This is a genomic window from Psychrobacter sp. CoH-33_TS_01, assembly GCF_058189395.1.
On record NZ_JBVGQI010000003.1, the window covers coordinates 56,123 to 80,382 of the forward strand.

A 24,260-nucleotide genomic window follows, 5' to 3' on the forward strand; every position below is an offset into this window, starting at 1 on the left:
GCACATCCGTTTCCTGTATCAATGCTATGATGCAGGAGACGGCTTAAAGGCCATTACAGCTATTTTAAGCTTTAAAAAAACCAACCAGCTAGCGTGCTGATTTTAAATTTAAACGACATAAGGATGTGGATAAATGATTGTTATTCCAAAAGAAAGAATCGAAAACTATAAAGAGAAAGGCTGGTGGCAAGAAGTCACGCTAGATGATATCTTCAAAAAGCATACCGCTGACCATCCTGATAATATGGCTCTCGTTGATGCGCCCAATACGATGGATCTTTATGGCCGCGAGCCTACTAGACTCACTTGGCAGCAGTCTGAAGAGCGGGTCATGCGCTATGCCGCTATGTTTACGAGACATGGTCTAAAAAAAGATGATGTTTTAATCGTACAGCTGCCCAATATCGTTGATCTGTCTATTGTTTATTTAACTTGTGCTCGCTTAGGTATCATTGTCAGCCCTGTGCCGACGCTGTACCGTGATAATGAGCTTAAAGACATTGCTCAGCAAGTAGATGCCAAAGCTATTATTACCGCCGCTTGTATTGGCAACTGTGATCACGCTGCGCTAGCTCTACGTTTGCAGGCCGCTAGTCCCATGCTGGAAAAAGTATTTTGCCTGGGTGATGTGGATGACAGCATCGATGTGGTAGTGGTAGAAGCCGAGCTGCTAAATTATACAGATGACGATGCTGCTGCGGTGGCAGACGCCGTTAATACTGCTAATGTCTGCGCAGACGATGTCTTTACCATTTGCTGGACTTCAGGCACAGAATCTTCTCCTAAAGGCGTGCCCAGAAGTTATAACGAATGGCTGTCTATAGCACGATTGATTAGTGAGGCGAATGAAGTACAGAGCAACGCTAATTTCCTAAATCCTTTCCCTATGGTCAACATGGCCGGTATTGGCACCTGCTTCTTTGCTTGGGCAATCAACGGTGGGACATTAGTACAGCATCATCCTTTTGATTTAGGCTTGTTTATTCAGCAAATTCGCGATGAAGATATTACCAATACTTCAGCGCCACCAACATTGCTGAATCTATTACTGCAAAACGATGACATGCTAAAAGGCATCAACTTTGACCGCTTAAGAACTATTGGCTCTGGGTCTGCACCATTGTCCGAATGGATGGTCACCGGCTATCAAGAAAAATATGATGTACACATCACTAACCTTTTTGGCTCCAATGAAGGCTCTGCTTTGATGAGCTCGTACGGGGTTATCTCTGACCCTGTGCTTAGAGCTCGCTATTTCCCTAGATTTTTTGCGCAAAGTAAAGATGGTTCATTAACCACAGATGGCTTTGAAGCGCGTATTGTTGATCCTGATACCGAAGAGGAAATCTTAGAAGTTGGGGTTATCGGGGAGCTACGGGTTAAAGGACCGGCAGTATTCTCAGGGTACTGGCGTGCGCCTGAGGTCACCGCCCGCTCTTTTGATGCGGATGGCTGGTTTAAAACGGGTGATTTATTCCGAATTGCCGGCGAGGACAAAGAGTTTTTAGAGTACTTTGGTCGCTTAAAAGATGTGGTGATTCGTGGAGGGATGAATATCTCGCCCGTAGAAATTGAAACCTTATTAATGGCTTATCCAGCTATTGCCGATGTAGCGATTGTTGGCGCCCCTGATAAGATTATGGGGGAGCGTGTTTGTGCTTTTGTCGTCCCTAAAAAGGATCAGGTGGTAGAATTAGAGGCTATTAACAATTATCTGCGTGACGATAAAGGCGTGGCCATCTTTAAACAAGTAGAGCGCTTAGAAATCGTAGACTCGTTACCACGGAACGCTATCGGTAAAGTGCTTAAAACAGCGCTGCGTGAGCAATTAACGGAATAAATTTTAGTGGGCTGATAAGTTGGTATGGTCTATCTTTAAGACTAGCAGCTAAATAACCAGTACCTAAATAAAACGTACAAAACAAAAAAGGCTATCAATTCTATTTCTAAATAGCATTGGTGGCCTTTTTCTATGAGTGTTGAAATTAGAGTAGGTTTGAATTATCTTAGTTTGCTAAAAGTATTTCTTAAGTAGGATTTTATGAGGATTTTTAAATATAGCTAGGATGAATTGCTCTGTTCTAACTTTACCAAAAATGCCGCAAAGCCTTCGCTTGTCCGTGCTTGCAAGCGACTGCTAGTAATCACCCGCACCCGATTGCTCCAAGTAATCGCATAGCCTGCATTCTCAAACTGCTCAACTAAAACCACATCTTCATGACAAGGTAAGGGCGCAAAGCCACCGACAGCGACATAAGCCGCACTACTAAAGCTTAAATTAGCGCCATGAATATGATGATGGCCCATCTTATCTTGATAATGCGCGAGATATTCTTTGCGCGTCTGCGGCGAGAGATGCGCCCAACTGTCAATACTCACCACGCCACAAATCATATCGGTAGGCTGACTGTTAATATGGGCGATTTGCTGCAGCAACCAATCGTCTGTCACTACTGTATCGGCATCGGTGCAGGCGAGCCAAGTCGCGCTATAGTTATCGATAGCATGACGAATGCCTACATCGCGTGCTTGCCCAACACAGCGATAATTACCAGCTATATAATCGACTTCCGCCGCTTTTACCAACGCCAGTGTGTCATCACTACAGCTGTCCAAGACTACCAACGGATACGCCGTAATGTTTGCAGGCAATTGCTCGATAGCACTCTTTATCGAGGTTAAGCACTGAGTAATGGTCAGCTCCTCGTTATGAGCGGGAATCACAATGGCTATCTTTGTCTGTGGCCTTATATCTGCGGTGATTTTATCGACTTTCATACCCCTTTATACCAAGCTTTCTTGCATTGCAACTGACTTTGACGAATTTTGCCAGACATCCAGTAGAAAGTCTCTATCTACTGTCTGACTTTGCTGGGTAAAAGTCATTGGTTTAGAGTTGGCAGTATTGGCATCATTAGCTCCATTAAAGGCTTTATAAAAACGTTGATGTACCGTTTCACCAGTCATCGCAAAGCCTTCAATAGGGTAACGCCAGTGACAGCACAATAGAGTACCGCCTTCAGCTAGATTTTGTCCGATCCAAGTAATAACCTCATCAATATCATCGGCTGATAAATAATATAAAATTTCACTAATGACGATTAAATCAAAGAGTGGAGTAGTAGTGAGCGAGCTTTTTGGTAATTCTGACGAAGGATAAGTTTGCTCGAGCACCTCTGTTAGATTTAATAAGACACTAGGAATAATTCCTTGAATGACCTTAACGTGCGGCGTGTCTATCAGACGCTGCCTAGCCAGTTGCACCGCTTTATTATTGCCATCAATACTAAGCAAAGCCTGACACCGTTGCGCCAGTAATTCACTAAATACGCCATTGCCACAACCCAACTCAATAGCATTACTATAATGAGCTTGCGGCAATACGGCTAAGCACATATCGCGTTTGCGCTGTTCATACCAGCGGGTCTGATACTGCCAAGGGTCACTATTACCGCTGTATAACGTATCAAAATAGCTTTCTGAATAGATATTAGATTGGTCGTCTGTGCGAGTATCACTCATATAAATAAACTTCCCAAGGCTGGCTAATTCTAGCGATAGTTTGCGGGGATAGTATGGGCGGGTTACCGGTACTTTCATCCACGGTAATTTGGCTTTTAAAACAAGTAATAGCTTGAGCTTTACGCTCGGCTTGTTCCGTGGTCAAATCGACTCTTGTAGCACAGTGCCAAGGAATACGATGATCAGCAGGCTTTGCCCAATGCCACGCCCAAATCAACACTTGATAACATGCTAGCTGATGCTGCTTAGCAAAGGCGGCAACGACTTGACCGGTGGCCTCATGATCAGGATGGCCGTCATGGGCGAAAGGCGCCACTAAAATATCGTTAGGCTGAATGATAGCGGTTAACTGCTCATTAAATTGCGCTTGCTCATTAAAGACGTTGCCATCCGTCAAACCTAGCCCAATAGTTGTGACTTGCTGTGCAATACCCAAGGCCTGTAGCGCTGACTGGCTCTCTTGTGGTCGGATGCTATCCAACTGTTCCGGTGGATAAATCTGCGAGTCAGGATGGCTTTGCGTTCCATTGGTCACATGGATTAGTACGATAGGATTGCCGTTCGCCGCTACTTGCTGTAGCAAACCGCCACAGCCTAGTATCTCATCATCAGGGTGCGGTGAAAAAATACATACGCGTCGCTGCGGAGCAAAAGTATCAGCTGTATTGAATCGTGGTAACGCTTGCAAACCTTGCCAATTTTGCCATGTCTCTGAACTGGTACCATTACCTTCTATGACTCGGTCACCAACAATAGGGTGGAGGTTCTCAGATGTTTCTAACGGCTTAACAGCTATAGTTGCCATATATTGTCCCGTGTTGCAGTCAAGCTGTCCGCTGAATCACTAGCGTCTTGGCTGGCTAGCTGGCTGGTTAACTCGCCAATTTTTTGACTATCGAAAGCCCCATGACTTTGGCGAATAAATACGGCTAAATCTGCCGATAATCGGGCGAAATGAGCATTACGACAAAATGGTGCTGCCCCTAACGCCTGACCGACAGTGTCTATTACGAGCCGAGCCGTCTGTTCAACTTGGGCTCTTAATTGGCGGATGGTGAGCTCATGGCTATCCTGTGGTTGAGTATCTATTAACTCTGCCATATGACGAAAATACTGCTGGGTTATAGTCAATGCAGTGCTAATCTGCCCCAAATACATGGCTTTATAATCATTAGGTTTGTGCTGGTAAGCTTCGATTAAATAAGCGGCTAGTTCAGCTGCAGAGCCATACCAACAAGCGGCAACACCTGCTGCGCCATGCCAAAACCCAACCCGGTCCAGATAGGCATTCGGCGCGCCCACCTTGCTAGCCGCTACCTGATTAAACTTCACTGTGGCCGTATCGGTAGCTTGCATCCCCACCGCTTGCCATTCGCTATTATCAATTGCAATCCCAGGCTGCTGCATAGCTACGATAAGTAATTGCGACTGACCATCATCATCTCGGTAGGTCAGCAGCCCATGATCCACCATATTAGCTCCTGAGCACCACCCTTTGGTGCCGCTAACTTTGCCTTGCTCATAACGAATAGGGTCGGGATGACCTTCAGCCGCCCAAATCGCCCACAGTGCTGCAGTCGATTGCTCATAGCCCAGCTCATGGAGGATACTTAAAGCATCTAAGTGCGATTCAAACCATTTGGCAATCGTTAAATCAATACCCGCAACATAGGCCAAAATTTGCCAGCGGTATAAGGTGCTCGGACTATCTGCGCTACCATGGGCAGGATGAGGGATTTTGGGGCTATAAGTCACTAAAACGGCTAATATCTCATGGCGTAATTTGTCACTCATAACCAGCGACTGCAAGGTTTGACCATCACTGGCTATAAGCGCCGTTATAGCGGCTTGAATGTTGAGTAATAAAGAATTTTTGCTAGCTAACATCGGACGGTTCCTACTTATTCTTATGAGCCTAGTTGTTTATATGAGCTTACTTGTGCTTATAAGATAGGGGCGGCAAGTCAGTTAATGACTCTGTGGCAAAGCGTTGGCTACGCATTATTGGCTGTTTTTGCCCGTACAAATCTTCTAAAAAACGCTGCTGCCAGCTGTGTAAATCATCTTGTTGCAACCCCTGTAATAACAGTTGATAGCGAGTTTTGCGCTCTGCTAAAGGCATCGTTAAAGCCGTTCTTAAACCATCAATGATATTTTCAGGCTCTTGTGGATCGATAATGACTGCGGCTTGCATTTGCTCAGATGCCCCAGCATAGCGTGACAACAACAATACCCCAGGATTATCAGGATTTTGCGCCGCAATATATTCTTTGGCAACCAGATTCATACCATCTTTTAGCGAATTCACCCAACCAACATCACTCTGCCAAAACACCGTCATTAAGGCCGCATGGCTTAACACACTTTCATTATAAGTGATCGGTTGCCAAGAATTACCAGTGTGGTTGGTCTCTACATGGCTTGCCTCTACAGTATTGGCTTTTAAAGCAGTGGCCATAAAGCTAGCTGTTGCACACTCGCTAGGTATAAATTGCTGATTAACCTCATTAACCGTTTGTCTCACTTCATCATAAAGCCGTTGGTATACAGGTAAGCTTAACCGACTTGGACAGGCAATCTGTAATAATTTAAGTTGATTTTGATAGAGGGGATACTGCTGCAAAAAAGACTGATACGCCGAAAAGCGCTTTAATAGACCCTTAGAATAATCAATCCTATCCACCGCAATAATCTGTTGAGCAGCAGATTTTATAGCGTTATTTTTCTGGATAGGGTTTGAAGAGTGACAGAGTGTTTGTGAGGGTAAATGACTGACTTGCTGTTGGATTTTCGCTACATTAACCCCGATGGGATAGGCGTTAATGGCTAGCAGGTGCGGGGCAGCAGACTTGGAGTCTACCTTAAGGAGTAATGAGAGCGGCGCTGACCGGCTAGTCTTAGCAGAATTTGCTTGGGTGGTCACAGCCTGTGGTTGTGAGTCTTTTAAACGATTAATCACTTTATAGTCAATTGCTCCCTTTTCTTGCCGGTAATCATCGCTTATTAGGTAGTTTTTTAAATAGTGTGCGAAGACTACGCTGCTATTGGCTTTATCGCGGTACGTTTGCACGCCAAGCATATCATAGTGAGCAAGATGGTGAATCAGCTCAGCACTTTGCGCAAGCGGTTGCCAAAACGCTAAAGGGGCAAACGGGATATGCAAAAAAAACCCAATGCGATTGCGCATCCCCAACTGCCGGCAATGATAGGCCACGCTTAAAAAATGATAGTCATGCACCCAAATCACATCATCGGGTTGCATAACTTGCTTTAATTGTCTCGCAAACAGCAGGTTGACCGCCTGATAGCCCACATAATCTTGCGGGGCTTGGCAAATTAAATCACTACGCTCGTGCAATAAAGGCCACAGGACATTATTGGCGAACCCGCAGTAAAATTGCTGATATTGCGAGGTCGTTAGAGCCGTGGTCAGATAAGTGATTTTACTATCAGCAGCTTGGCCCGCTGTGCTGGCTGAGGACTTGCTGTAAGTGCTATCAAAGTCATTGTTAGCAAACTCTAAGTCGCTATTATTCGTGCTATCTTTGCCACCTTTCGTGTCGAGGATGGTGCCATCCCAGCCCATCCAGATCCCCGAGCTGCAGAGCAATAAATTGTGCAAGGCTACCGCAAGCCCTCCAGCCATAGGATCATGGCACGGCAGCTTTACTCGATTGGATAAAACGATCAAACGGCTCATAGCACATATCTCGTTATTTTTTTGACGGTGGCGAGGCAGTGTTTACTCAGTCAAGCGATGAAGCGCCACATTGTTTTATAAATATTAAAAAACTCTTAAGTAAAGAATGTACCTCATAAATAGTATACACATAATAATGGGCACAAGTTGGCTCGATACCAACTTTTATACCTAGGCCCGTTATTGGGTTTTGTGATACCGGTATAGCACGATTTAGTGTTGATACTCCATTGGTTTTATTAGAGCTGTTATCTCCCTGTACTGCCGCAAACCCTGCCTCATCCGTAATATCATCCCCAATAAAAATAGGGCAAAGCCCATAGCCTAGCTTAGTATTGGTGTGCATTTTATTCAGCAAGGTCAAAATAGCGCTGCCTTTATTAACCCCTTTGGGAGCTACCTCCCACACGTATTTGCCTGGTTTTAATGCCCAATTGGGATAGTCCTTTAAGGATTGGGCCATTATGTCAGCAGCCACCTCAGCTAACGCAGGATTCTTCCGATAATGTAAGGCAACGGAATGCGGTTTATCTTCTATGGTAAAGCCATCATGGGATAGACAGGCTTGGCGAATGGTCTGCTTGATGGCAGTAAGTTCGCAGGTATCGACCTGCACAGTGCTATCGACATGCACGGTGCTATCAACTGGCCCGGTACTAATTTTATCGCTGTCGCTGTTATTGTAATAATCATGGTCATAGTCGGCATCATCCGCAAAGTCTATCTCTAACCCGTGAGTGGCAGCAATCGGCAGTTGCAGAGGCGATAGCATTGCCTTTGCTTCAGCAAGACTACGACCGGTCACAATAGCGATTTGAACGCCACGATTTTGAATCTCCTGTAAAAGCGCTAAGGTACTCTCTGGGATAAAGCTGTCTTTTGGATTTAGGGTAAAGTCGGCCAGTGTGCCATCGATATCTAAGAACAAAGCATAGTTCTGCTGCGGGGATAAATAGTCTGCAAGATGATTGGGTTGCAGATATTTAGGAGATTTATCTAAACGGGCGCCTATTACTTGAGTCATAGTTATGCCTCTTTAGTTTTTATTCTTAATTGATTTTATATCTTCGGCAAGCGGCTACAGCGAGATACTAAATATTGAAACACTAAACAAAAGTAACTTGCTACCTTTTTTAGTAAATCCATTACTAGTGACACCGCTGTGAGGGTGTAACTAAAAGTATTTTAAGTTCAATAACCCTATAGTTTTAATCAATTCCAACTACTATTCCAACGACTAAATATTCCTTTAAAACTCAGCTATAGACTTATAGTTTAGATAGCTATAAGCTTATAGCTGAAATTATTTTGTCCAGTAAATCATCTTATTGCATAAAGGCAGACACATAGTGCAGGAATCTATTAACTCAACCCTTATTAAGCAGCATACCCCAGCAGCGACCGTCTCGAAGCGAGAGTTGGCCAAAGCTAAGACCCGTCGTGACCTCTTAAAAAGTGCCCTAAGGTTTTACAAGTTGGAAGGCTCTTGTGGTATGAGTATGAATAAAGTGACACAAGGGGCAGGAATTGCGCAGCCTAGTTTTTATAATCATTTTGCGAGCTTAGAGGCGCTGCAACAAGAGCTAGGGCAGCTATTAACAGAGAGTTATTTATTGCCGATGCGCAGCGCTTGGGTCGATATGCTGCAGGATTATCCTACATTGAGCAAAGAGCAATTTCATCAGCGTTGTCAGCATTGTTTGTCGCTGATATTTACCGTGGCCTTGCAGAATATTGATCTATTTCAGCGCCTACTTGAAGACCGTATGTGCTGTAGTCCCAAGGTAGACCAACGAGATTTGCCCTCTAAGTCTTTGAGCAAACCACGCTCAACAAACCAAGGTTTGGGCCACTTAATGAATGATATCCAGTACGAGTGGACAGAGATATTCATCCAAGGGCTCACGGCAGCAGGGGCGTCTTTTCGCCGTACCGAGGTGCATCTATGTGTCGATATGGCGGCCGCTCAAGTGCACGAGCTCATACTGGGCTGCTATCAACAGCGTTATGAGCAGTCGCAAGCGATCCATAGATTGAGCCTAAATTTTGATACCTTATTCGCTTCTTTTTTTAGCGCCAGCAAAGCATAAGCACCCCGTCAATAAAAAGGAATTTCTATAGACAAAGCTATAGAAAAAACAGACAAGGAAGCCCGACCATGCAGCAACAGCCTACCGCTACTGAAGCACAAACCCATTTTAGAACCTGCAATTTATGCGAAGCGATGTGTGGCATCGTTATCAAGCACGATGGTAAAAAAGTGCTGTCAATCAAAGGGGATAAAGAAGACCCTTTCTCGCAGGGCTATATCTGCCCTAAGGCGACCGCTTTAGAAGATGTGCATGAAGATCCGGACCGTCTGCGCCAGCCGGTAGAGAGAACGGCTGAGGGCTGGAAAAAAATCAGCTGGTCTGAGGCTTTGGATAAAGTCGCAGCGGGCATCAAATCTGTACAAAAAAAGCATGGCCAAAACGCTGTGGGTATCTATCTGGGCAACCCCAACGTACATAATTTAGGCGGCATGCTGACGGTGCGGCATTTGCTTGGCAGCATCAACACCAGAAGCCGCTTTACCGCCACGTCCATCGACCAGCTGCCGCATCATATCGTGTGTATGCACTTATTCGGTCATATGTTGCGGATCCCTGTACCTGACGTCAACCGCACGCAACATATGCTGATTATCGGTGGCAATCCATTGGCCTCTAACGGCAGCATTATGTCGGCGCCGAATATGCGGCAAAAGCTAAAAGACATCCAAGCCCGCGGTGGTAAGGTGGTGGTCATTGACCCTAGGCGCACAGAGACCGCTGAAATGGCCAGCGAGCATCACTTTATTCGGCCAGCGACCGATGTTTTATTATTATTGGCCATGCTCAACGAAATCTATGCTCAAGGTTATGCCAAAAGGGCACAAGCGCGTAATAGAGCAGGGGCTCTGGCACCAGAGATTGATCAAATTGAGACTTTTGCTACCGGCTATAGCGCCGAGTCAGTCGCCGATATTACCGGTATTCCTGCTGCTGAGATTAAGCGTCTGGTGCAAGAGTTCTGTGAGGCCGACAGCGCTGTTTGTTATGGCCGCATGGGGGTATCGGTACAGGCCTTCGGTCTATTAAGTCAGTACCTGATCATGGTGATAAACCTAGTCACAGGTCGCTTGGATGAGGTCGGTGGGGTCATGTTTCCCCAGCCTGCCGTCGATGTGGTCGGCAATACCGGTCCTGGATACTTAGGCAAGCGCCACAGCCGAGTGAGTAATCTGCCTGATTTCAATGGCGAGTATCCGGTCGTCGCTATGGCCGATGAAATGCTGGTACCCGGCGAAGGGCAGCTCAAGGGCTTTATCACGGTCGCGGGCAACCCAGTATTGAGCACGCCTAATGGTGAAAAATTAGACGAGGCGCTAGCCAAGCTAGACTTTATGGTCTCCTTTGACTATTTCTTGACAGAGACTAGCCGTCATGCCCACATCATTTTACCGCCCGTATCGCCGCTAGAGCGTGACCATTACGACCTCACCTTTAATGGTTTTGCCGTACACAATGTGGCTAAGTATTCTCCCGCTTTGTTTGCTAAACCAGAAAAGGCGATGCACGATTGGCAAATCTACCTAGAGCTGGCGCAACGCTTGGACAAAAAAGCGCCTATCGCCACTAAGATCGAGCGACGACTGATCAAGACATTGGGACCCAAGTTCTTACTGGATCAAGGGTTAAGGCGTGGCCCTTACCAAAAGATGAGCCTTAATAAACTCAAAAAACACCCGCACGGTATCGATTTGGGACCACTAGAAAGCAGCTTGCCGCAAGCCTTGACGCACAAAGACAGACTGATCCATCTCAACGTAGATTTTTATCGGGCGGATCTGGCACGGGTAGAGACGATGAGGCAACAGTATGATGCCGAGCAGATCCTGTTGATCGGTCGCCGGCATGTACGCAGTAATAACTCGTGGCTCCATAACAGTCAGCGTCTGGTCAAAGGCAAGCCGCGCTGCACGCTAATGTTGCACCCTGACACGGCCAAAAGCCACGCTATTACAGACGGGCAAAATGTCAAAGTGACCTCAAGGGTGGGCAGTGTGACCATCGTGGCTGAGATCACCGAGCAACTGATGCCAGGGGTAGTGAGTATTCCGCACGGCTGGGGCCATGGGCGTAAAGGGGTGCAGCAAAAAATCGCTCAAGCGCATGCGGGGGTCAGCGTCAATGATCTAACGGACGATACAGCAATCGATGCATTGTGTGGCAATGCGGCGGTAAATGGGGTACCGGTGCGGCTAGAGGCGCTAAAGGTGGCGGCTGATGCTAATTTGCGGTCTGAGCTTGAGGACTCGACTGCTGGAGCTTTAGGATAAGGGTAAGTAGGCTTATTAATATATGGGCTAGATGGCAAGTAAAGCCTATTTAGTTGCAAGACAATACGCAAAAGTAAAACTACTAAACCATTGATTAATCGATATTAGTTGAATAATATAATGAATGCCATTCCAACTAAAATTTAGGACAAAAATATGCCCTCTAATAATAAAAAACCACTTCTGATGTTAGCGCTAAGCCTAGGAGCATTATTAGCTTCAGGTTCGGCACTAGCGGGACTGCAAGCCTTCCAAGACGAATCAAGCGATAACTATAGCTGTGGCTATAAAAATGACAAAGGTCAAATCGTAGTTGCGGCCAAATACGAAGGGTGTGGCGACTTTTCTGAAGGGCTGGCGCGGGTATCGATTATGAAACCGATAATGAAAGATGGTTATGAAGATGGCATCTATTTGCAAGGCTATATCAATGAAACCGGTAAGCTCGTCATACCTATTAAGTACGAAGCGCCACTATTCGATGGTGTGATAATAGATTATCGAGACTTTCATCAAGGTCTATTAGCGGTCTATAAAAATGGTAAGTATGGCTATATGAATAAATCGGAGAAGCTGACGATTCCTTATCAATATGATACCGCAGGCGACTTTAATGATGGTTTAGCCGTAGTGAGTCGCAATGAAAAATATGGTGTTATCGATAAAAATGGCAAAACTGTCGTGCCGTTTAAATTTGATTGGTTAGACAATTATTCAGAAGGCTTAGCAAAATATAGAGTGGGCGATTGGGGAGAAGAGGGTAAGTTTGGTTTTATTGACCAGTCGGGTAAGGTAGCTATTCCGCCAAAATGGGATGGGGCAATGGAGTTCTCTGAAGGTCTCGCTGTGGTCAAAGTAGGGGATTATGATACGGGTAAATGGGGCGTCATTGATAAGTCTGGCAAGCAGATAGTCGCCCCTAAATATGACATGGCCTATATTGAGCCGATGGGCGACGCTATCGATGTGGATGGGGGTCGTTATGAAGACGGCAAGCTTGAGGTATATAACTTAAATAAAGCGGGGGCGGGCTCCTATATGGATTATGGCAGTATCACTCGCTATATCTTAAATAGACAAGGCAAAATTATTGAGCAAAAGACCTTTGCGGATTGGAATGAGATCGAGAAAGTGCGTCATCCTGAATATTATGAATAAATAGCTGAGACTGATAGTTAAGGCCATTTATCCGCGCCAATACTGGCTGTAACTAATAACACCTTAGTGATTAAAGTACATAAGATTGACTATATACTTACCAACATATAGAAATTCCTCTTAAAAAAATATATCCTTAATTTACTGATTTTTATTAACTAATTACTGAGATTGGCTGCATCGTAAGCCAGTCTCGCTGATAACTCCCTGTGAAAGAGCGTCACGAGCTATGTTTGAATTTGACTTAAGCCTCAGCCTGTTAAGGTATCATTTTTTACAACTGGGCATTGCTTTCGTACTCTCGCTACCGATTGCGCTTAATCGTGAGATGAAAGATAAAGGGGCAGGGCTAAGAACCTTTCCGCTAGTGAGTATTGCCTCGTGCGCTTTCATGCTAGTTGCTGTCGATATCTACCATGGATCAGAGCCTGAGGCGAGAATTATGTACGCTATTATTACGGGTATGGGTTTTATCGGTGGTGGGGCCATCTTTAAAGGCAATGATACGGTCAAAGGTACCGCGACTGCAGCGAGCTTATGGAATACCGCTGCTATTGGGATTTCTGTGGCTTATGGGCGTTACGAGATTGCAATTATATTGGCGGTAGTCAATTTCCTCATTTTGCAGTTCTCAGAACCGTTCAAAGCAAAACCAAAAGGTGAGCAATAAGCATACTTGTGCCAAACGGCAATTCTAAAGATAAAACATCCTGCTGCTGTTAAAGATGGTGGCAGGAGCAAGTAGCGGCTTCTCTGGCGTGTAACTTCCTGAAAAGCTCTGACTACGCCATCCCAATTTATACCATTTTGCGTATATCTCTAGGCTCTGCCCATCTCTCCTGAAACGAGCGCTGAATTTCCTATATAATGTAAGCCATTTCATTGTCTATTATTCATTCAATTTAAGCTTTTTTTTAGCAAGAAAGGCTTTTTATTAGGTAAAAACGGTACTCTATGTTTAACGCTTCCTCGACTCGTTTAAATAAATACATCAGCGCCAGCGGTATTTGCTCTCGCAGAGACGCTGACCGCTTTATTGAACAAGGTAATGTGTACATCAATGGCAAGCGTGCTTCGATCGGTGATCAGGTGGGTGCTGGCGATACGGTTAGAGTAAACGGGCAGGTCATTGAACCACAAGGCGAAAACAACTTTGTTTTTATTGTCTTGAATAAGCCCGTGGGCATTGTGAGCACCACAGAAAGCTCTGAAAAAGATAATATCGTTGATTTTGTTAAACATGGCGTCCGTATTTTCCCCATTGGCCGTTTGGATAAAGACTCTCAAGGTCTAATCTTTTTGACCAATAACGGTGATCTAGTCAATAAGGTATTGCGTGCGGGTAATAATCACGAGAAAGAGTATTTGGTAACAGTAAATAAGCCGATAACGGATAGTTTCATTAAGGGATTATCGGGTGGCGTGCCTATGTTGGGCAAGATGACAAAGAAATGTAAGGTTACTAAAGTGTCGCCTAATGTCTTTAACATCACGCTAGTGCAGGGTTTGAACCGTCAAATTCGGCGTATGTGTGAGCATTTTGGCTATGACGTGGTCAAGCTTGAACGTACGCGGATCATGAATGTGAATATTAAGGGTCTTGCCCTTGGTGAATGGCGAGATTTAACCCAAAAAGAGTTGGCAGTGCTGCTTAAGTCTATAGAAGGCTCCTCTTCAGATGGCAGTACTAAGCCCAAGAAATCTCATAAGACGCCGCCAAAAAAACCGCGTGCCGATAACTCACCCAAGTCCAAAGCGTCTGCAGAAGCAGCGGATGGCGCAAAGGGGAATGCTAGACATTCTAAAGACGGTCCTAAAAAACCAACGGGCTCTAGAGGAAAAGACAGACGTCCATTTGGAGATAGCAAAAAGACTGGACGCAATGGCAAACCGGCCTCTAATGGTAGAGGTCCTGCAAAAAGTCGCGGTCCGCGTCGGTCTTCGCGAAAATAGATTAGGGCGAATGGTTTACCTAATTAGAGCAGTTTATAAGAGATAGACTTGTAATACATAAACCCAGACTACCTAAGTGGTCTGGGTTTTTTGATGTTTAATAGCTGTTTATTTTCTTTATCTATGCGTCATAAACCATAGTCACAGATAACTTTCTCTAAGCTGCCTTTTTCTCTAAGTCACCTCATTTCTAGGTTGCTTGACCGCCAAACCTATCCAAAAACTGACTGACAGTGTCTGAGATATCTGAGAGAGGATTTTCGCTAACATCGAGTTGTTCCAATGCTTTTAGGTTGGTGATACTGGCGGGCAGATTTTGTAGCCCATTGTGATAGAGCCCCAGGCTTTTTAGTTGATTCAGATTACCTATAGAGCTTGGCAAAGTTTTTAAATCAGAACCACGTATGTCTAATTTTTCAAGGTTTGTTAAGTTCCCGAGACTATCAGGCAAGTCCTTCAAATCTCTATTGGCAGACAGTTGAATACTGGTGAGCTTGGTTAGATTGCCAATAGAGTCGGGTAGATGCTGTACCTTAGATCCTCTCATATCGAAACTGGTAAGCTCCGATAGATTGCCAAGCTCATCAGGAAGTTTTTCTAAGGCTTTTGAAAAGATATTAAGCGACTTAAGAGTCTTTAATTGGCACAATACCTTTGAAAATTCAGTACAAGCGCTATGCATATAAACCAGCTTCTCCAATTTATCTAGCTGCGCAATCTCTTCCGGTAGCTCTGCAAAGCCTATCAATCTAAGATATTTTAGATTTTTTAAATTGCCGATAGCGCTTGGCAATGGCTTAGTGGACTCACTTTCGCTTTGTAATACTGATTTATTATCAATATAGTTATAATGCGTTAATTTTCCATATCCTAAATCAAGTCGCTCTAACTGAAGTAATGCTTCAGGCTCACGAGGGACAATGCTATCAGGGCTACCATACATATTATGGTTATCCATCCAGTCCCATATCTCTAACATCCAGTCTTCAACTCCCGCATCTTGCTTGTGATTAGTATGGTTGTCTTGGTTGGTTTTACCGCTATGTGCTGTCATAATTTTGCCTTTTAATATTCGTTAAATGAGGTGAGTGCATTCAAATTTTTAGCTGGTTTTCTTGCTATGTGACAAGATTAAAAGTAATTAGGCGCAGTAATACCATCAAGGCAGAACCTATGCTTAGTGTGGCTTAGCATTAAAAGGAATGATAAAGAGTTGTGAAGCTTACCGGATGGCCTGTTGAAAAAATGAGGACGGCAAAAAGTACTCGTAGGACCCATTGACTGAGTATGAGAAAGGTTTTTAGAAAATATAAAGATAGAAATAAATTGACTAGAAATAGTCATCAAGAAATCTCCTGTTGCTCTGTCTGTGCCAAATTGAAACGACACAGTCACCTTACAGAGCGAAAAGGAGGTGTGCGTTTTACCAGTCTTTGTTTTTCATCGCGCTGGAAGTAGCCTTAAACCCACGATGTTTTTTTATCATAGCAAGCGGTCTTTATTTTGTCAAAATTGCAATTTCAAGAAATTGAAGACATTTAAATTGTGAATAACTATGGCATCAAGCTGACCCGCTATATGGCAGGTAAGCTGATGGCTCAGCTAGGCCTTAAAAGCAGTCAATTGAACCTGACAGTGTGCTGACCGCTAAAGCGCTGCAGATGGCGTACCATAACCGCCTGAAACCAATTGATGTGCTGATTCACTTCGATTAGGGAACCCATTACACCAGCAATAATTTTGCTGAATCAGTCGTTGGTTGCGTGGGTATGATGCAAAGCATGAGCCGTCGTGGAAATTATTATGATAATGTCCCAACTGAAAGGTTGTGCAGGAGCTTTAAAGCAGAGTAGATGCCAAAAGGTGGTTACGAGGATACTGATACAGCATCGGCTGCCATTATAGGGGTCTATTCTGAGTAACCTATTAATTGCTAAATTGGTCCTATTAGGAAGTTTAAGCTATATGCTTATAAAGGTTTACTATGGTATTTAGTAAGTCTTCTATTTAAATTGGAGTTGAAAGGTGAAGAAGTTCGAAGAAATATGTCTATTGGTCATTGATGATATCAAGTCTGGTAGAAAAAAAGTTGGGGATAAAATACCTTCGATTCGAGCGATGGCAGAAAAACACAAGGTATCTAAGAACACAATAGTAAATGCTTATAATATCTTACTCGAGCAACATTGGATCAAGGCGCTACCGAAATCAGGATTTTATGTCGGTGAAGATTTATCCAATACACCGATGCTGAATTCAACCCCTTTTTATACTGGCATTGATTTATTAGAACAACAGATGATAAACGAGTCTCACCATAAACCTGGTGCGGGACGCTACCCTAAAGAGTATATGGATAGGCTTAATCTGGAAAGCTACTTGGGGCAGGTAAGTGAAAGCGATGAAGTATTACACTTCGACCGTGGCAATGGTGACCCATCGGGCAATGTCTTACTTCGAGGACTAATTGTGGATATCCTGAGTAGGCGTGAGTTGAATGTTGAGCCTCAGAATTTATTGATGACCTATGGTACTAATCACAGTTTGGACTTGATCATTAGGCACTTTTTGACCAAAGAAGATCATGTCATCGTAGAGTCTCCTGGATACTATCCATTATTTAGTAAGTTGGACTTACATCAAGTCCATATAAATGCTATCAGGCGAACTAAGTTTGGTTTAGATTTAAACAATTTAGAGTCCATCATCCAAAAAACCCACCCTAAGATTTTATTTTTACAGCCTTTTGCCCACAATCCGACAGGGACAGACTTGACTGTCGACAATATGGTAGCTATTCAGGCATTATGCATGAATTATAATGTGCTCATAGTTGAAAATGACCCATTTTTATTGACAAGAAATAACGCTGCAAGTTACTTTTTTAATAAAGATTGTCCAGTTATTTATGTGAGTAGTTTTTCAAAAACAGTGTCGGCTTCACTCAGGTGCGGTTTTATAGCTGCTTCTAAACCTGTGATCAAATCACTAACACGATTAAAAATGATTACAGTTATTAACACCTCATCAATTACTGAAAATATTCTTAATCATCTCATCACCAGCGGTGCTTTAGCCAATCATCTACAAGCACTTAAAAGTATATCTTATGAGAAATCAGACGCTGCCATCACCGCGCTGAGCAAAATTGACGGACTCACGCTTTATCCTCACAATTTCAGCGGTAATTTTTTATGGTTTCGTATTCCGATGGATGACAAAAAAGCGGTTAATAATGCAAAAAGTAATAATATTTTTATTGCTCCAGGCAACCTGTTTTTCCCATCTGTCCCCGCTTATTTTGCTTTAAGAGTTAATAAATTCTATATAGATAAAACCACGGTTAAATTCATTAAAACAATCATATTTAATAATCACTAAAACCTTGTCATTCTCAGTATTTACCAGCACTAGCTCTATTTTCAATGTCTTTAGAAAATATTCAGAGTGTACTTTCAAAAAGCCAATGCAGTAAAAATACTCTAAGAATATAGTGATATTTGATGATATTGCTGTACCTCTCCACACCTCACTTTTCCCCATTAACTGCCTGTCTTAAAGCATGAATTTCCACTAAAAATGGGTACAGTTTTATATGAAAAATCATCTCTGTACCCTTGGAAGCGTATTCCTTCCGTGGTATTTCTATTAGCACCTAACGCAAGTCATCAGCTTATGCCAAGGTGGAATTGTAAAGGTATTACAAGGAAGAAGTTAACTTTTAAAAGGAGAGTAAATTTGTTGGCTTTATTGGGATTTTTGACGATTGCTGTATTTTTGGGATTGATACTGACTAAGAAAGTATCCGTAATTGTTTCGCTAATTTTAGTACCGATTATTTTTGCTTTAATTGGTGGTTTTGGCAGTGAGCTGGGAACCTTTATGTTGGACGGTATTGTCAGCGTCGCACCCACAGGCATCATGTTAGGATTTGCTATTTTGTTTTTTGGCGTGATGAATAATGCAGGTTTATTTGATCCGATGATTTCGAGGATTTTAAAACTGGTTAAAGGAGATCCAGTAAAAATTACCATTGGAACGGTCATTATTGCGATGGTTGCTCACTTAGATGGGTCGGGAGCTTCCACTTTTTTGATTACCATCCCTGCGCTGCTACCTCTATACAATAAGTTAGGAATGAGCAGAATTGTACTGGCGGGTATGGTGGCTCTTGGCGCAGGCACTATGAACTTAACGCCTTGGGGCGGGCCGACCGCGAGAGCTGCCGCCGCACTAGATGTCAGTACGGCACAATTATTTAATCCTATCATCCCAGCCTTTATAGCGGGTATCGTCTGGATTATTTTTGTAGCATATCTGGTGGGCAAAAAAGAGCGTAAGCGCTTAGGTGTTAAAGATATGGAGCATAGTTTACATGATGAGATGACGGAAGAAGAGCGCAGTATGCGCCGTCCGAAACTGTTTTGGTTCAACTTGATTTTAACCATTCTAACCATTGTGGCCTTGGTTCAAGTTTGGTTGCCTTTACCAATTGTCTTTATGGTGGCATTCGCAGTCGCTGTCCTTATAAATTACCCTAAACCAAATGATCAGATGGAGCAAATAAGAACCCAATCAGTAGGCATGATTACCGTGGTTTCTATTATTTTTGCAGCAGGTATTTTTACAGGTATTCTTTCAGGCACGGGTATGATCACTGCTATGGCTACTTCATTGGTCAATATCATTCCAGAGACCGTGGGTGGCTCTATGGGCGTTATTGTCGCCGTAATAGGTATGCCATTAAGTTTAATTTTCACGCCAGATGCTTATTATTTTGGTGTCATGCCAATTCTCGCGCAAACAGCCAGTGCCTACGGACTTGATCCAGTACAAATTGGTCAAGCATCGATGTTGGGACAAATGACAACGGGATTTCCATTGAGCCCACTGACCGCATCAACCTTCTTATTAATTGGTTTGGCAGGGGTAGAGCTGGCTGACCATCAAAAATTCGTATTCAAATGGGCGTTTGGTACCACAATCGTTATGACTATAGTGGCCGTGATTACCGGTGTAATTATATAAATAGAAAAAATGGAGTAGGCTATGAAATCCATCAAAATTGGTTCGGGCGCAGGTTATTCAGATGACCGGCTACAACCTGCACTTGATATCATGCAGTACGGAGAAGTCGATTACATTGTTTTTGAATGTCTTGCAGAACGTACGATTGCTATTGCACAGCAACTGAAAATGCAAAATCCAAAGCAAGGGTATGATAGCTTGCTTGAATATCGCATGGAACAGGTGTTACCGCTTTGTGTGAAGAATAAAGTAAAAATAATCAGCAATATGGGTGCTGCTAATCCAGAAGCGGCTGCCGAAATGATCAAAAATATTGCACAAAAGCAAGGGTTACATAATTTAAAAATAGCAGCAGTCACAGGCGATGATGTATTTTCAAGAATTAATTATTATCAGAATAAAAAGCTATTAGAAAACAACAAACAGATTAAAGAACTTGGCTCGTCAATTGTATCTGCTAACGCGTATATTGGCGCAAAAGGAATTGTTCAAGCGCTTGAATCGGGGGCTGATATCGTGATTACTGGTCGAGCAGCTGATCCGTCACTATTTCTTGGGCCTATGATGTATGAGTTTGGCTGGTCTTTTGAAGATACTGAACTGCTAGGTAAAGGAAGTATAGGTGGCCATCTTATGGAGTGCGGTGCTCAAATCACGGGTGGCTATTTTGCAGATCCTGGATATAAAGAGGTGCCAGAACTTTGGAACGTAGGGTTCCCGATTATGACAGTGGACGAAAAAGGTGACTATAACATTACTAAACTGGATGACGCTGGCGGTTTGGTTTCTCTGGCAACTGTGAAAGAACAATTGCTGTATGAAATTCATGATCCAGCCAACTACCTGACTCCCGATGTTATTGCTGACTTTTCTAAGATTCAAGTCGAAGAGGTAGAGAGCAATGTCATTAGAGTATTTGGGGGGACTGGTAAGCCAAAAACAGGATTGCTAAAAACCAGTATAGGATATAAAGAGGGCTACATTGCTGAGGCAGAAATCAGCTATGGGGGTTCAGGCTCAGTGCAAAGAGCCAATTTAGCAAAAGAAATTATTCAAAAAAGGCTAGCTGCTCAAAACATAGAGTTCACTGAAATTCGTTATGATTTTATCGGGCTGAACTCATTATACGGAAAAAAAATACTGAGCACGCAGGAAGCGTATGAGGTGAGACTTCGTATTGCTACAAGAGTCGAAAATAATGTAATGGCTGAAGCTATTATTCGAGAAGTGGAGTCACTTTATACAAATGGTCCTGCAGGTGGTGGTGGGGTACGCTCGAACATTAAAGAGATCGTTTCAATAGGCTCAATTTTGATTCCAGAAGAAGATACAAATATTAAAATTTCATATTTTGAGGTAATATAAATGAAATTGCGCGAAATAGCTCATTCTCGAACCGGTGATAAAGGTGATATATCAAATATTTCGCTTATAGCATTCAAAAGCGAAGACTATCAGTTAATTAAAGAGAAAGTTACTGAGAGGGTAGTAAAAGAATGGTTCAAAGACATTGTTCAAGGACAGGTCGTCCGCTATGAACTGCCAAACCTTCATGCATTCAACTTTGTTATGTATGGAGCCTTAGGTGGTGGTGTTACAAAATCCTTAGCACAGGATATGCATGGGAAAAGTTTAAGTTCTAAATTATTGGATTTAGACATATAAATGAGAAAAACTCTTCAATAGAGTGTTGTGTTCGATAGAGTAAAAGTGTATATCAGTTAAATTGATAAGCCCCAAAAACCAGACAAAAAAAAGCCTCAAAACTCAACAAAGAGTAATGAGGCTTTTTTCGGTTGCTTATGTTTCAAAGCGTATTTGGAGCGGGATAAGAGATTCGAACTCTCGACCCCAACCTTGGCAAGGTTATGCTCTACCACTGAGCTAATCCCGCTAATTACAACGATTGCTGTATCGCTGTGGGGTCGTATTATACGTGATTTCATTTGGCTGTCAACACCCTTTTTAAAATAAAGGCAAAATTTTGCATAATATTTACCTTATCAATTTATGGAATACATGTTATAACTATTTGTTTGATTATTCACTAGGCGCAGACCTCATTTAAGCCATGAAATAGCTTAGTGAATATCGATAAAAAACCTTTAACCATAACAACATAAGAGAGAAGGATTTTCATAATGACCGTTGCAAAGATGACCACGGATCAAAACTATACGATCGCTGATTACCTATTTGACCGAGTAGCAGAAGCTGGCGCTAGCGAAGTATTTGGCGTACCAGGCGATTTCAACCTATCTTTTTTAGACAATATTATCGCCTCAGATAAGTTGCGCTGGGTAGGTAATGCCAATGAGCTTAACGCCGGTTATGCCGCGGATGGTTATGCACGAGAGCGAGGTTTTGGGGCGTTGGTGACGACGTTTGGGGTGGGCGAGCTGTCAGCGATTAATGCCACAGCGGGTTCGTTTGCCGAGTATGTGCCTGTTTTGCATATTGTTGGCGCGCCATCCACTGCGTTACAAGACGCCAAGCGTCGTATCCACCATACTTTGGGCGATGGTGGTTTTGATCACTTTATGCGTATGGTAGAGCCGGTTACGGTTGCGTGTGGCCGTATCACCCCAGAAAATGCGGCTTCAGAGATTGACCGCGTGATTCGTATGATTCAAAAGACCCATCGTCCGGGTTATCTCATGTTATCCCCAGATGTGGCGAAGTTGCCGATTTATCCACCGACTACCAAACTGGCTGATAGCGAAGAGAATATCACCAGTCAAGTAGCACTGGCCGACTTTAAGCAAGCGCTAACTGACTTTATTCCGGGTAAGACCACCACATTATTAGCCGATTTAATTGTGCATCGTTTTGGCCTACAGCCGCAATTAAGAGCGCTGATAGCCGATACCCAGATTCCTTATTCGACGTTATCTTGGGGCAAGAGCTTGCTCGATGAGTGCAGTGAGCGTTGGGCTGGGGTCTATGCCGGAGTAGCTTCACGCCCTGTGGTCAAAGATGCGGTTGAGAACTGCGAGTGTTTGATTAAAGTCGGCGTAAACTATACCGATACCACGACGGCAGGCTTTAGCCAAAATATTGATGACACCTGCGTGATTGATATTCGTTATGAGCGCGCTACAGTAGGCGATAAGTCTTTTGCCCCGCTAGGATTAAAGGATGCGCTTCAGGCCTTGCACGAAGTATTGACCTCAGGTATTGACGTCAAGCCTATGCCGCTGAATAATCCTGATGGCGTCCATGAGCAAGAGGGGGCAGAGGACGGCCCTATTCTGCAAGCCGACCTATGGCATATCATCGCTGAAGAATTGGATGAGCGTAACCTGGTCTTTGCCGAGCAGGGTACGTCGTATTTTGGCATTAGCGATGTGCGTCTGCCCGCTGGCGTGACGATTTATGGTCAGCCTATGTGGGGCTCTATCGGTTACACTTTACCGGCCAGTCTGGGGGCAGGGATTGCCTCTCCTAATAAACGCACTGTGCTGCTGATTGGTGATGGTTCCGCACTCCTGACCATTCAAGACCTAAGCGTGATGATTCGTGAAAAGCTCAATCCAGTGCTGATCGTGATTAATAATGACGGCTATACGGTTGAACGCGCCATTCATGGGGAGTTACAGCCTTACAATGATATTCCCCAATGTAATTGGCAGATGATGCCTTACGCCTTTGGCGGTACTGAGGACAATTGCCTAACGCTCAAAGTCAGCACCCCAAGTGAGCTAAAAGCGGCACTAGAGCATATCCATGGCACCCGTGATAAGTTAGTGCTATTAGAAATAATGACGGATAAGCAGGACATTCCGCCCTTGTTAAAGCATATTACGGCTGCGCTTAAGCCTAAAGCGAATTAATCCATAACTTCATAACGCGGCATAGATTTTCAGCCCTGCTGTTGCTATTTATATAAATTGGGCTCATACAAATAGGGCTCTTGCAAATAGTGCTTAGGGAGTAAGCCTTAAGTGCTATAGCGCTGGCCTGCTACTCACTAGAGGGGTTATTTGACTTCGTGCCGGCAAAGCGTAGTATGGTTGGTAGCGATAAGATAATAGCAAACAGAGTTAATATAATCTGACATAATAAGGAGTTACCATGAGTCATTTAGTCATTCCTAGCCATTGGCGAGTCAAACGCTCTACGCCTTTTTTTACCAAGGATAATGTACCGCCAGCGCTATTGACCCATCATAATACGGCAGAAGGCGTGTTTGGCCAGATTTGTGTGATGCAAGGTACGGTTACTTTTTATGGCTTCCCAGATGAGGCCGCTACTGAGCCTGAGCAGACCGTAGTGATTCAAGCGGGCAGCTTTGCGACCAGTCCGCCGCAATATTGGCACCGGGTAGAGTTAAGTGATGATGCCCAGTTTAATATCAATTTCTGGACGGAAGGTGATGTTGAGGGCAAAGCGATGTTTAGCAGCTCGAAGATTCATAGTAAACCTATTGAGAAGTTGTTTGATGGTGCTACTGAGTGATTCAAAACTGTTGGATTAACAAACCATTAGACTAAAAAAGCCCCATTCCAAGAGTGAGTGGGGCTTTTTTATGGGGCCTAG

19 protein-coding genes and 1 tRNA gene are annotated in these 24,260 nt (G+C 43.7%); 12 read left to right on the forward strand and 8 right to left on the reverse strand.

The genetic code is table 11. The features are described from left to right. Positions 1-133 precede the first annotated feature (133 nt). Positions 134-1,840, forward strand: coding sequence for a class I adenylate-forming enzyme family protein (locus tag ACZ2XM_RS06095; RefSeq protein ID WP_490587512.1), 1,707 nt, complete (start codon positions 134-136; stop codon positions 1,838-1,840). Between the two features lie 221 nt (positions 1,841-2,061). Here ACZ2XM_RS06095 and ACZ2XM_RS06100 read toward each other — a convergent pair whose 3' ends face one another. Genes ACZ2XM_RS06100 through ACZ2XM_RS06125 form a run of 6 tightly spaced genes read right to left on the reverse strand, consistent with a single transcriptional unit; the run spans position 2,062 to position 8,246 of the window. Continuing rightward, positions 2,062-2,778: a glycosyltransferase family 2 protein gene (locus ACZ2XM_RS06100; protein WP_490587513.1), complete on the reverse strand. Its 717-nt coding sequence runs from the start codon at positions 2,776-2,778 to the stop codon at positions 2,062-2,064. A gap of 6 nt (positions 2,779-2,784) precedes the next feature. Next, positions 2,785-3,522: a class I SAM-dependent DNA methyltransferase gene (locus ACZ2XM_RS06105; RefSeq protein ID WP_490587514.1), complete on the reverse strand. Its 738-nt coding sequence runs from the start codon at positions 3,520-3,522 to the stop codon at positions 2,785-2,787. Beyond that, entirely contained in the window at positions 3,515-4,327 is an 813-nt protein-coding gene (locus ACZ2XM_RS06110; protein ID WP_490587515.1) for a PIG-L deacetylase family protein, read from the reverse strand. Before ACZ2XM_RS06110 ends, ACZ2XM_RS06105 begins: the two co-directional genes overlap by 8 nt. Then, positions 4,315-5,409 carry an acyl-CoA dehydrogenase gene (locus ACZ2XM_RS06115; protein WP_490587516.1) on the reverse strand — a complete coding sequence of 365 codons (1,095 nt, stop codon included), beginning with the start codon at positions 5,407-5,409 and terminating at the stop codon, positions 4,315-4,317. The genes ACZ2XM_RS06110 and ACZ2XM_RS06115 overlap by 13 nt, the downstream gene beginning before the upstream one ends. Positions 5,410-5,455: 46 nt before the next feature. Beyond that, the gene (locus tag ACZ2XM_RS06120) at positions 5,456-7,222 is read right to left on the reverse strand and encodes a trehalose-6-phosphate synthase (protein WP_490587517.1); all 1,767 of its coding nucleotides are present in this window, start codon (positions 7,220-7,222) and stop codon (positions 5,456-5,458) included. Positions 7,223-7,268: 46 nt separating this feature from the next. After that, positions 7,269-8,246, reverse strand: a complete 978-nt coding sequence (locus ACZ2XM_RS06125) for a trehalose-phosphatase (protein ID WP_490587518.1) — start codon at positions 8,244-8,246, stop codon at positions 7,269-7,271. 325 nt (positions 8,247-8,571) lie between these two features. Between ACZ2XM_RS06125 and ACZ2XM_RS06130 the strand changes: the two genes are divergently transcribed. From ACZ2XM_RS06130 to rluF, 5 genes are all read left to right on the forward strand, one after another. Then, a complete protein-coding gene (locus ACZ2XM_RS06130) occupies positions 8,572-9,312 on the forward strand; it encodes a TetR/AcrR family transcriptional regulator (RefSeq protein WP_490587519.1) in 741 nt (246 codons plus the stop codon). 68 nt (positions 9,313-9,380) lie between these two features. After that, positions 9,381-11,582 (forward strand): molybdopterin oxidoreductase family protein, encoded by a 2,202-nt coding sequence (locus tag ACZ2XM_RS06135; protein WP_490587520.1) that lies wholly within the window; start codon positions 9,381-9,383, stop codon positions 11,580-11,582. Between the two features lie 156 nt (positions 11,583-11,738). Further along, a complete protein-coding gene (locus ACZ2XM_RS06140; RefSeq protein ID WP_490587521.1) occupies positions 11,739-12,740 on the forward strand; it encodes a WG repeat-containing protein in 1,002 nt (333 codons plus the stop codon). 229 nt (positions 12,741-12,969) lie between these two features. After that, a complete protein-coding gene (locus ACZ2XM_RS06145; RefSeq protein WP_490587522.1) occupies positions 12,970-13,410 on the forward strand; it encodes an MgtC/SapB family protein in 441 nt (146 codons plus the stop codon). A 284-nt stretch (positions 13,411-13,694) separates the two neighbouring features. Then, on the forward strand, positions 13,695-14,693 hold the full coding sequence (gene rluF, locus ACZ2XM_RS06150; RefSeq protein ID WP_490587523.1) for a 23S rRNA pseudouridine(2604) synthase RluF: 999 nt from the start codon (positions 13,695-13,697) through the stop codon (positions 14,691-14,693). A gap of 190 nt (positions 14,694-14,883) precedes the next feature. Here rluF and ACZ2XM_RS06155 read toward each other — a convergent pair whose 3' ends face one another. Next, a complete protein-coding gene (locus ACZ2XM_RS06155) occupies positions 14,884-15,747 on the reverse strand; it encodes a leucine-rich repeat domain-containing protein (protein WP_490587524.1) in 864 nt (287 codons plus the stop codon). A gap of 971 nt (positions 15,748-16,718) precedes the next feature. On the opposite strand from ACZ2XM_RS06155, the gene ACZ2XM_RS06160 reads away from it, so the two are divergent. From ACZ2XM_RS06160 to ACZ2XM_RS06175, 4 genes are all read left to right on the forward strand, one after another. Then, positions 16,719-18,074, forward strand: coding sequence for an aminotransferase-like domain-containing protein (locus ACZ2XM_RS06160; RefSeq protein WP_490587525.1), 1,356 nt, complete (start codon positions 16,719-16,721; stop codon positions 18,072-18,074). A 357-nt stretch (positions 18,075-18,431) separates the two neighbouring features. After that, a complete protein-coding gene (locus ACZ2XM_RS06165; RefSeq protein WP_490587526.1) occupies positions 18,432-19,721 on the forward strand; it encodes a CitMHS family transporter in 1,290 nt (429 codons plus the stop codon). A gap of 21 nt (positions 19,722-19,742) precedes the next feature. Then, complete coding sequence (locus ACZ2XM_RS06170; RefSeq protein ID WP_490587527.1) at positions 19,743-21,086, forward strand: acyclic terpene utilization AtuA family protein; 1,344 nt, start codon at positions 19,743-19,745, stop codon at positions 21,084-21,086. Then, the gene (locus ACZ2XM_RS06175) at positions 21,087-21,386 is read left to right on the forward strand and encodes an AtuA-related protein (RefSeq protein WP_490587528.1); all 300 of its coding nucleotides are present in this window, start codon (positions 21,087-21,089) and stop codon (positions 21,384-21,386) included. Between the two features lie 154 nt (positions 21,387-21,540). Here ACZ2XM_RS06175 and ACZ2XM_RS06180 read toward each other — a convergent pair. After that, positions 21,541-21,615: transfer RNA gene (locus ACZ2XM_RS06180), tRNA-Gly, on the reverse strand. A gap of 247 nt (positions 21,616-21,862) precedes the next feature. On the opposite strand from ACZ2XM_RS06180, the gene ACZ2XM_RS06185 reads away from it, so the two are divergent. Further along, the gene (locus tag ACZ2XM_RS06185) at positions 21,863-23,554 is read left to right on the forward strand and encodes an alpha-keto acid decarboxylase family protein (protein ID WP_490587529.1); all 1,692 of its coding nucleotides are present in this window, start codon (positions 21,863-21,865) and stop codon (positions 23,552-23,554) included. Between the two features lie 241 nt (positions 23,555-23,795). Beyond that, positions 23,796-24,179: a TehB family protein gene (locus tag ACZ2XM_RS06190; protein WP_490587530.1), complete on the forward strand. Its 384-nt coding sequence runs from the start codon at positions 23,796-23,798 to the stop codon at positions 24,177-24,179. The last annotated feature ends 81 nt before the right edge of the window (positions 24,180-24,260 follow it).

Coding starts and splice junctions, on each gene's coding strand:
- ACZ2XM_RS06110 (WP_490587515.1), bottom strand. CDS start 4,327: ATGGCAACTATAGCTGTTAAGCCGTTAGAAACATCTGAGAACCTCCAC.
- ACZ2XM_RS06105 (WP_490587514.1), bottom strand. CDS start 3,522: ATGAGTGATACTCGCACAGACGACCAATCTAATATCTATTCAGAAAGC.
- ACZ2XM_RS06175 (WP_490587528.1), top strand. CDS start 21,087: ATGAAATTGCGCGAAATAGCTCATTCTCGAACCGGTGATAAAGGTGAT.
- ACZ2XM_RS06120 (WP_490587517.1), bottom strand. CDS start 7,222: ATGAGCCGTTTGATCGTTTTATCCAATCGAGTAAAGCTGCCGTGCCAT.
- ACZ2XM_RS06135 (WP_490587520.1), top strand. CDS start 9,381: ATGCAGCAACAGCCTACCGCTACTGAAGCACAAACCCATTTTAGAACC.
- ACZ2XM_RS06145 (WP_490587522.1), top strand. CDS start 12,970: ATGTTTGAATTTGACTTAAGCCTCAGCCTGTTAAGGTATCATTTTTTA.
- ACZ2XM_RS06115 (WP_490587516.1), bottom strand. CDS start 5,409: ATGTTAGCTAGCAAAAATTCTTTATTACTCAACATTCAAGCCGCTATA.
- ACZ2XM_RS06170 (WP_490587527.1), top strand. CDS start 19,743: ATGAAATCCATCAAAATTGGTTCGGGCGCAGGTTATTCAGATGACCGG.
- ACZ2XM_RS06095 (WP_490587512.1), top strand. CDS start 134: ATGATTGTTATTCCAAAAGAAAGAATCGAAAACTATAAAGAGAAAGGC.
- ACZ2XM_RS06155 (WP_490587524.1), bottom strand. CDS start 15,747: ATGACAGCACATAGCGGTAAAACCAACCAAGACAACCATACTAATCAC.
- ACZ2XM_RS06190 (WP_490587530.1), top strand. CDS start 23,796: ATGAGTCATTTAGTCATTCCTAGCCATTGGCGAGTCAAACGCTCTACG.
- ACZ2XM_RS06100 (WP_490587513.1), bottom strand. CDS start 2,778: ATGAAAGTCGATAAAATCACCGCAGATATAAGGCCACAGACAAAGATA.
- ACZ2XM_RS06185 (WP_490587529.1), top strand. CDS start 21,863: ATGACCGTTGCAAAGATGACCACGGATCAAAACTATACGATCGCTGAT.
- ACZ2XM_RS06140 (WP_490587521.1), top strand. CDS start 11,739: ATGCCCTCTAATAATAAAAAACCACTTCTGATGTTAGCGCTAAGCCTA.
- ACZ2XM_RS06125 (WP_490587518.1), bottom strand. CDS start 8,246: ATGACTCAAGTAATAGGCGCCCGTTTAGATAAATCTCCTAAATATCTG.
- rluF (WP_490587523.1), top strand. CDS start 13,695: ATGTTTAACGCTTCCTCGACTCGTTTAAATAAATACATCAGCGCCAGC.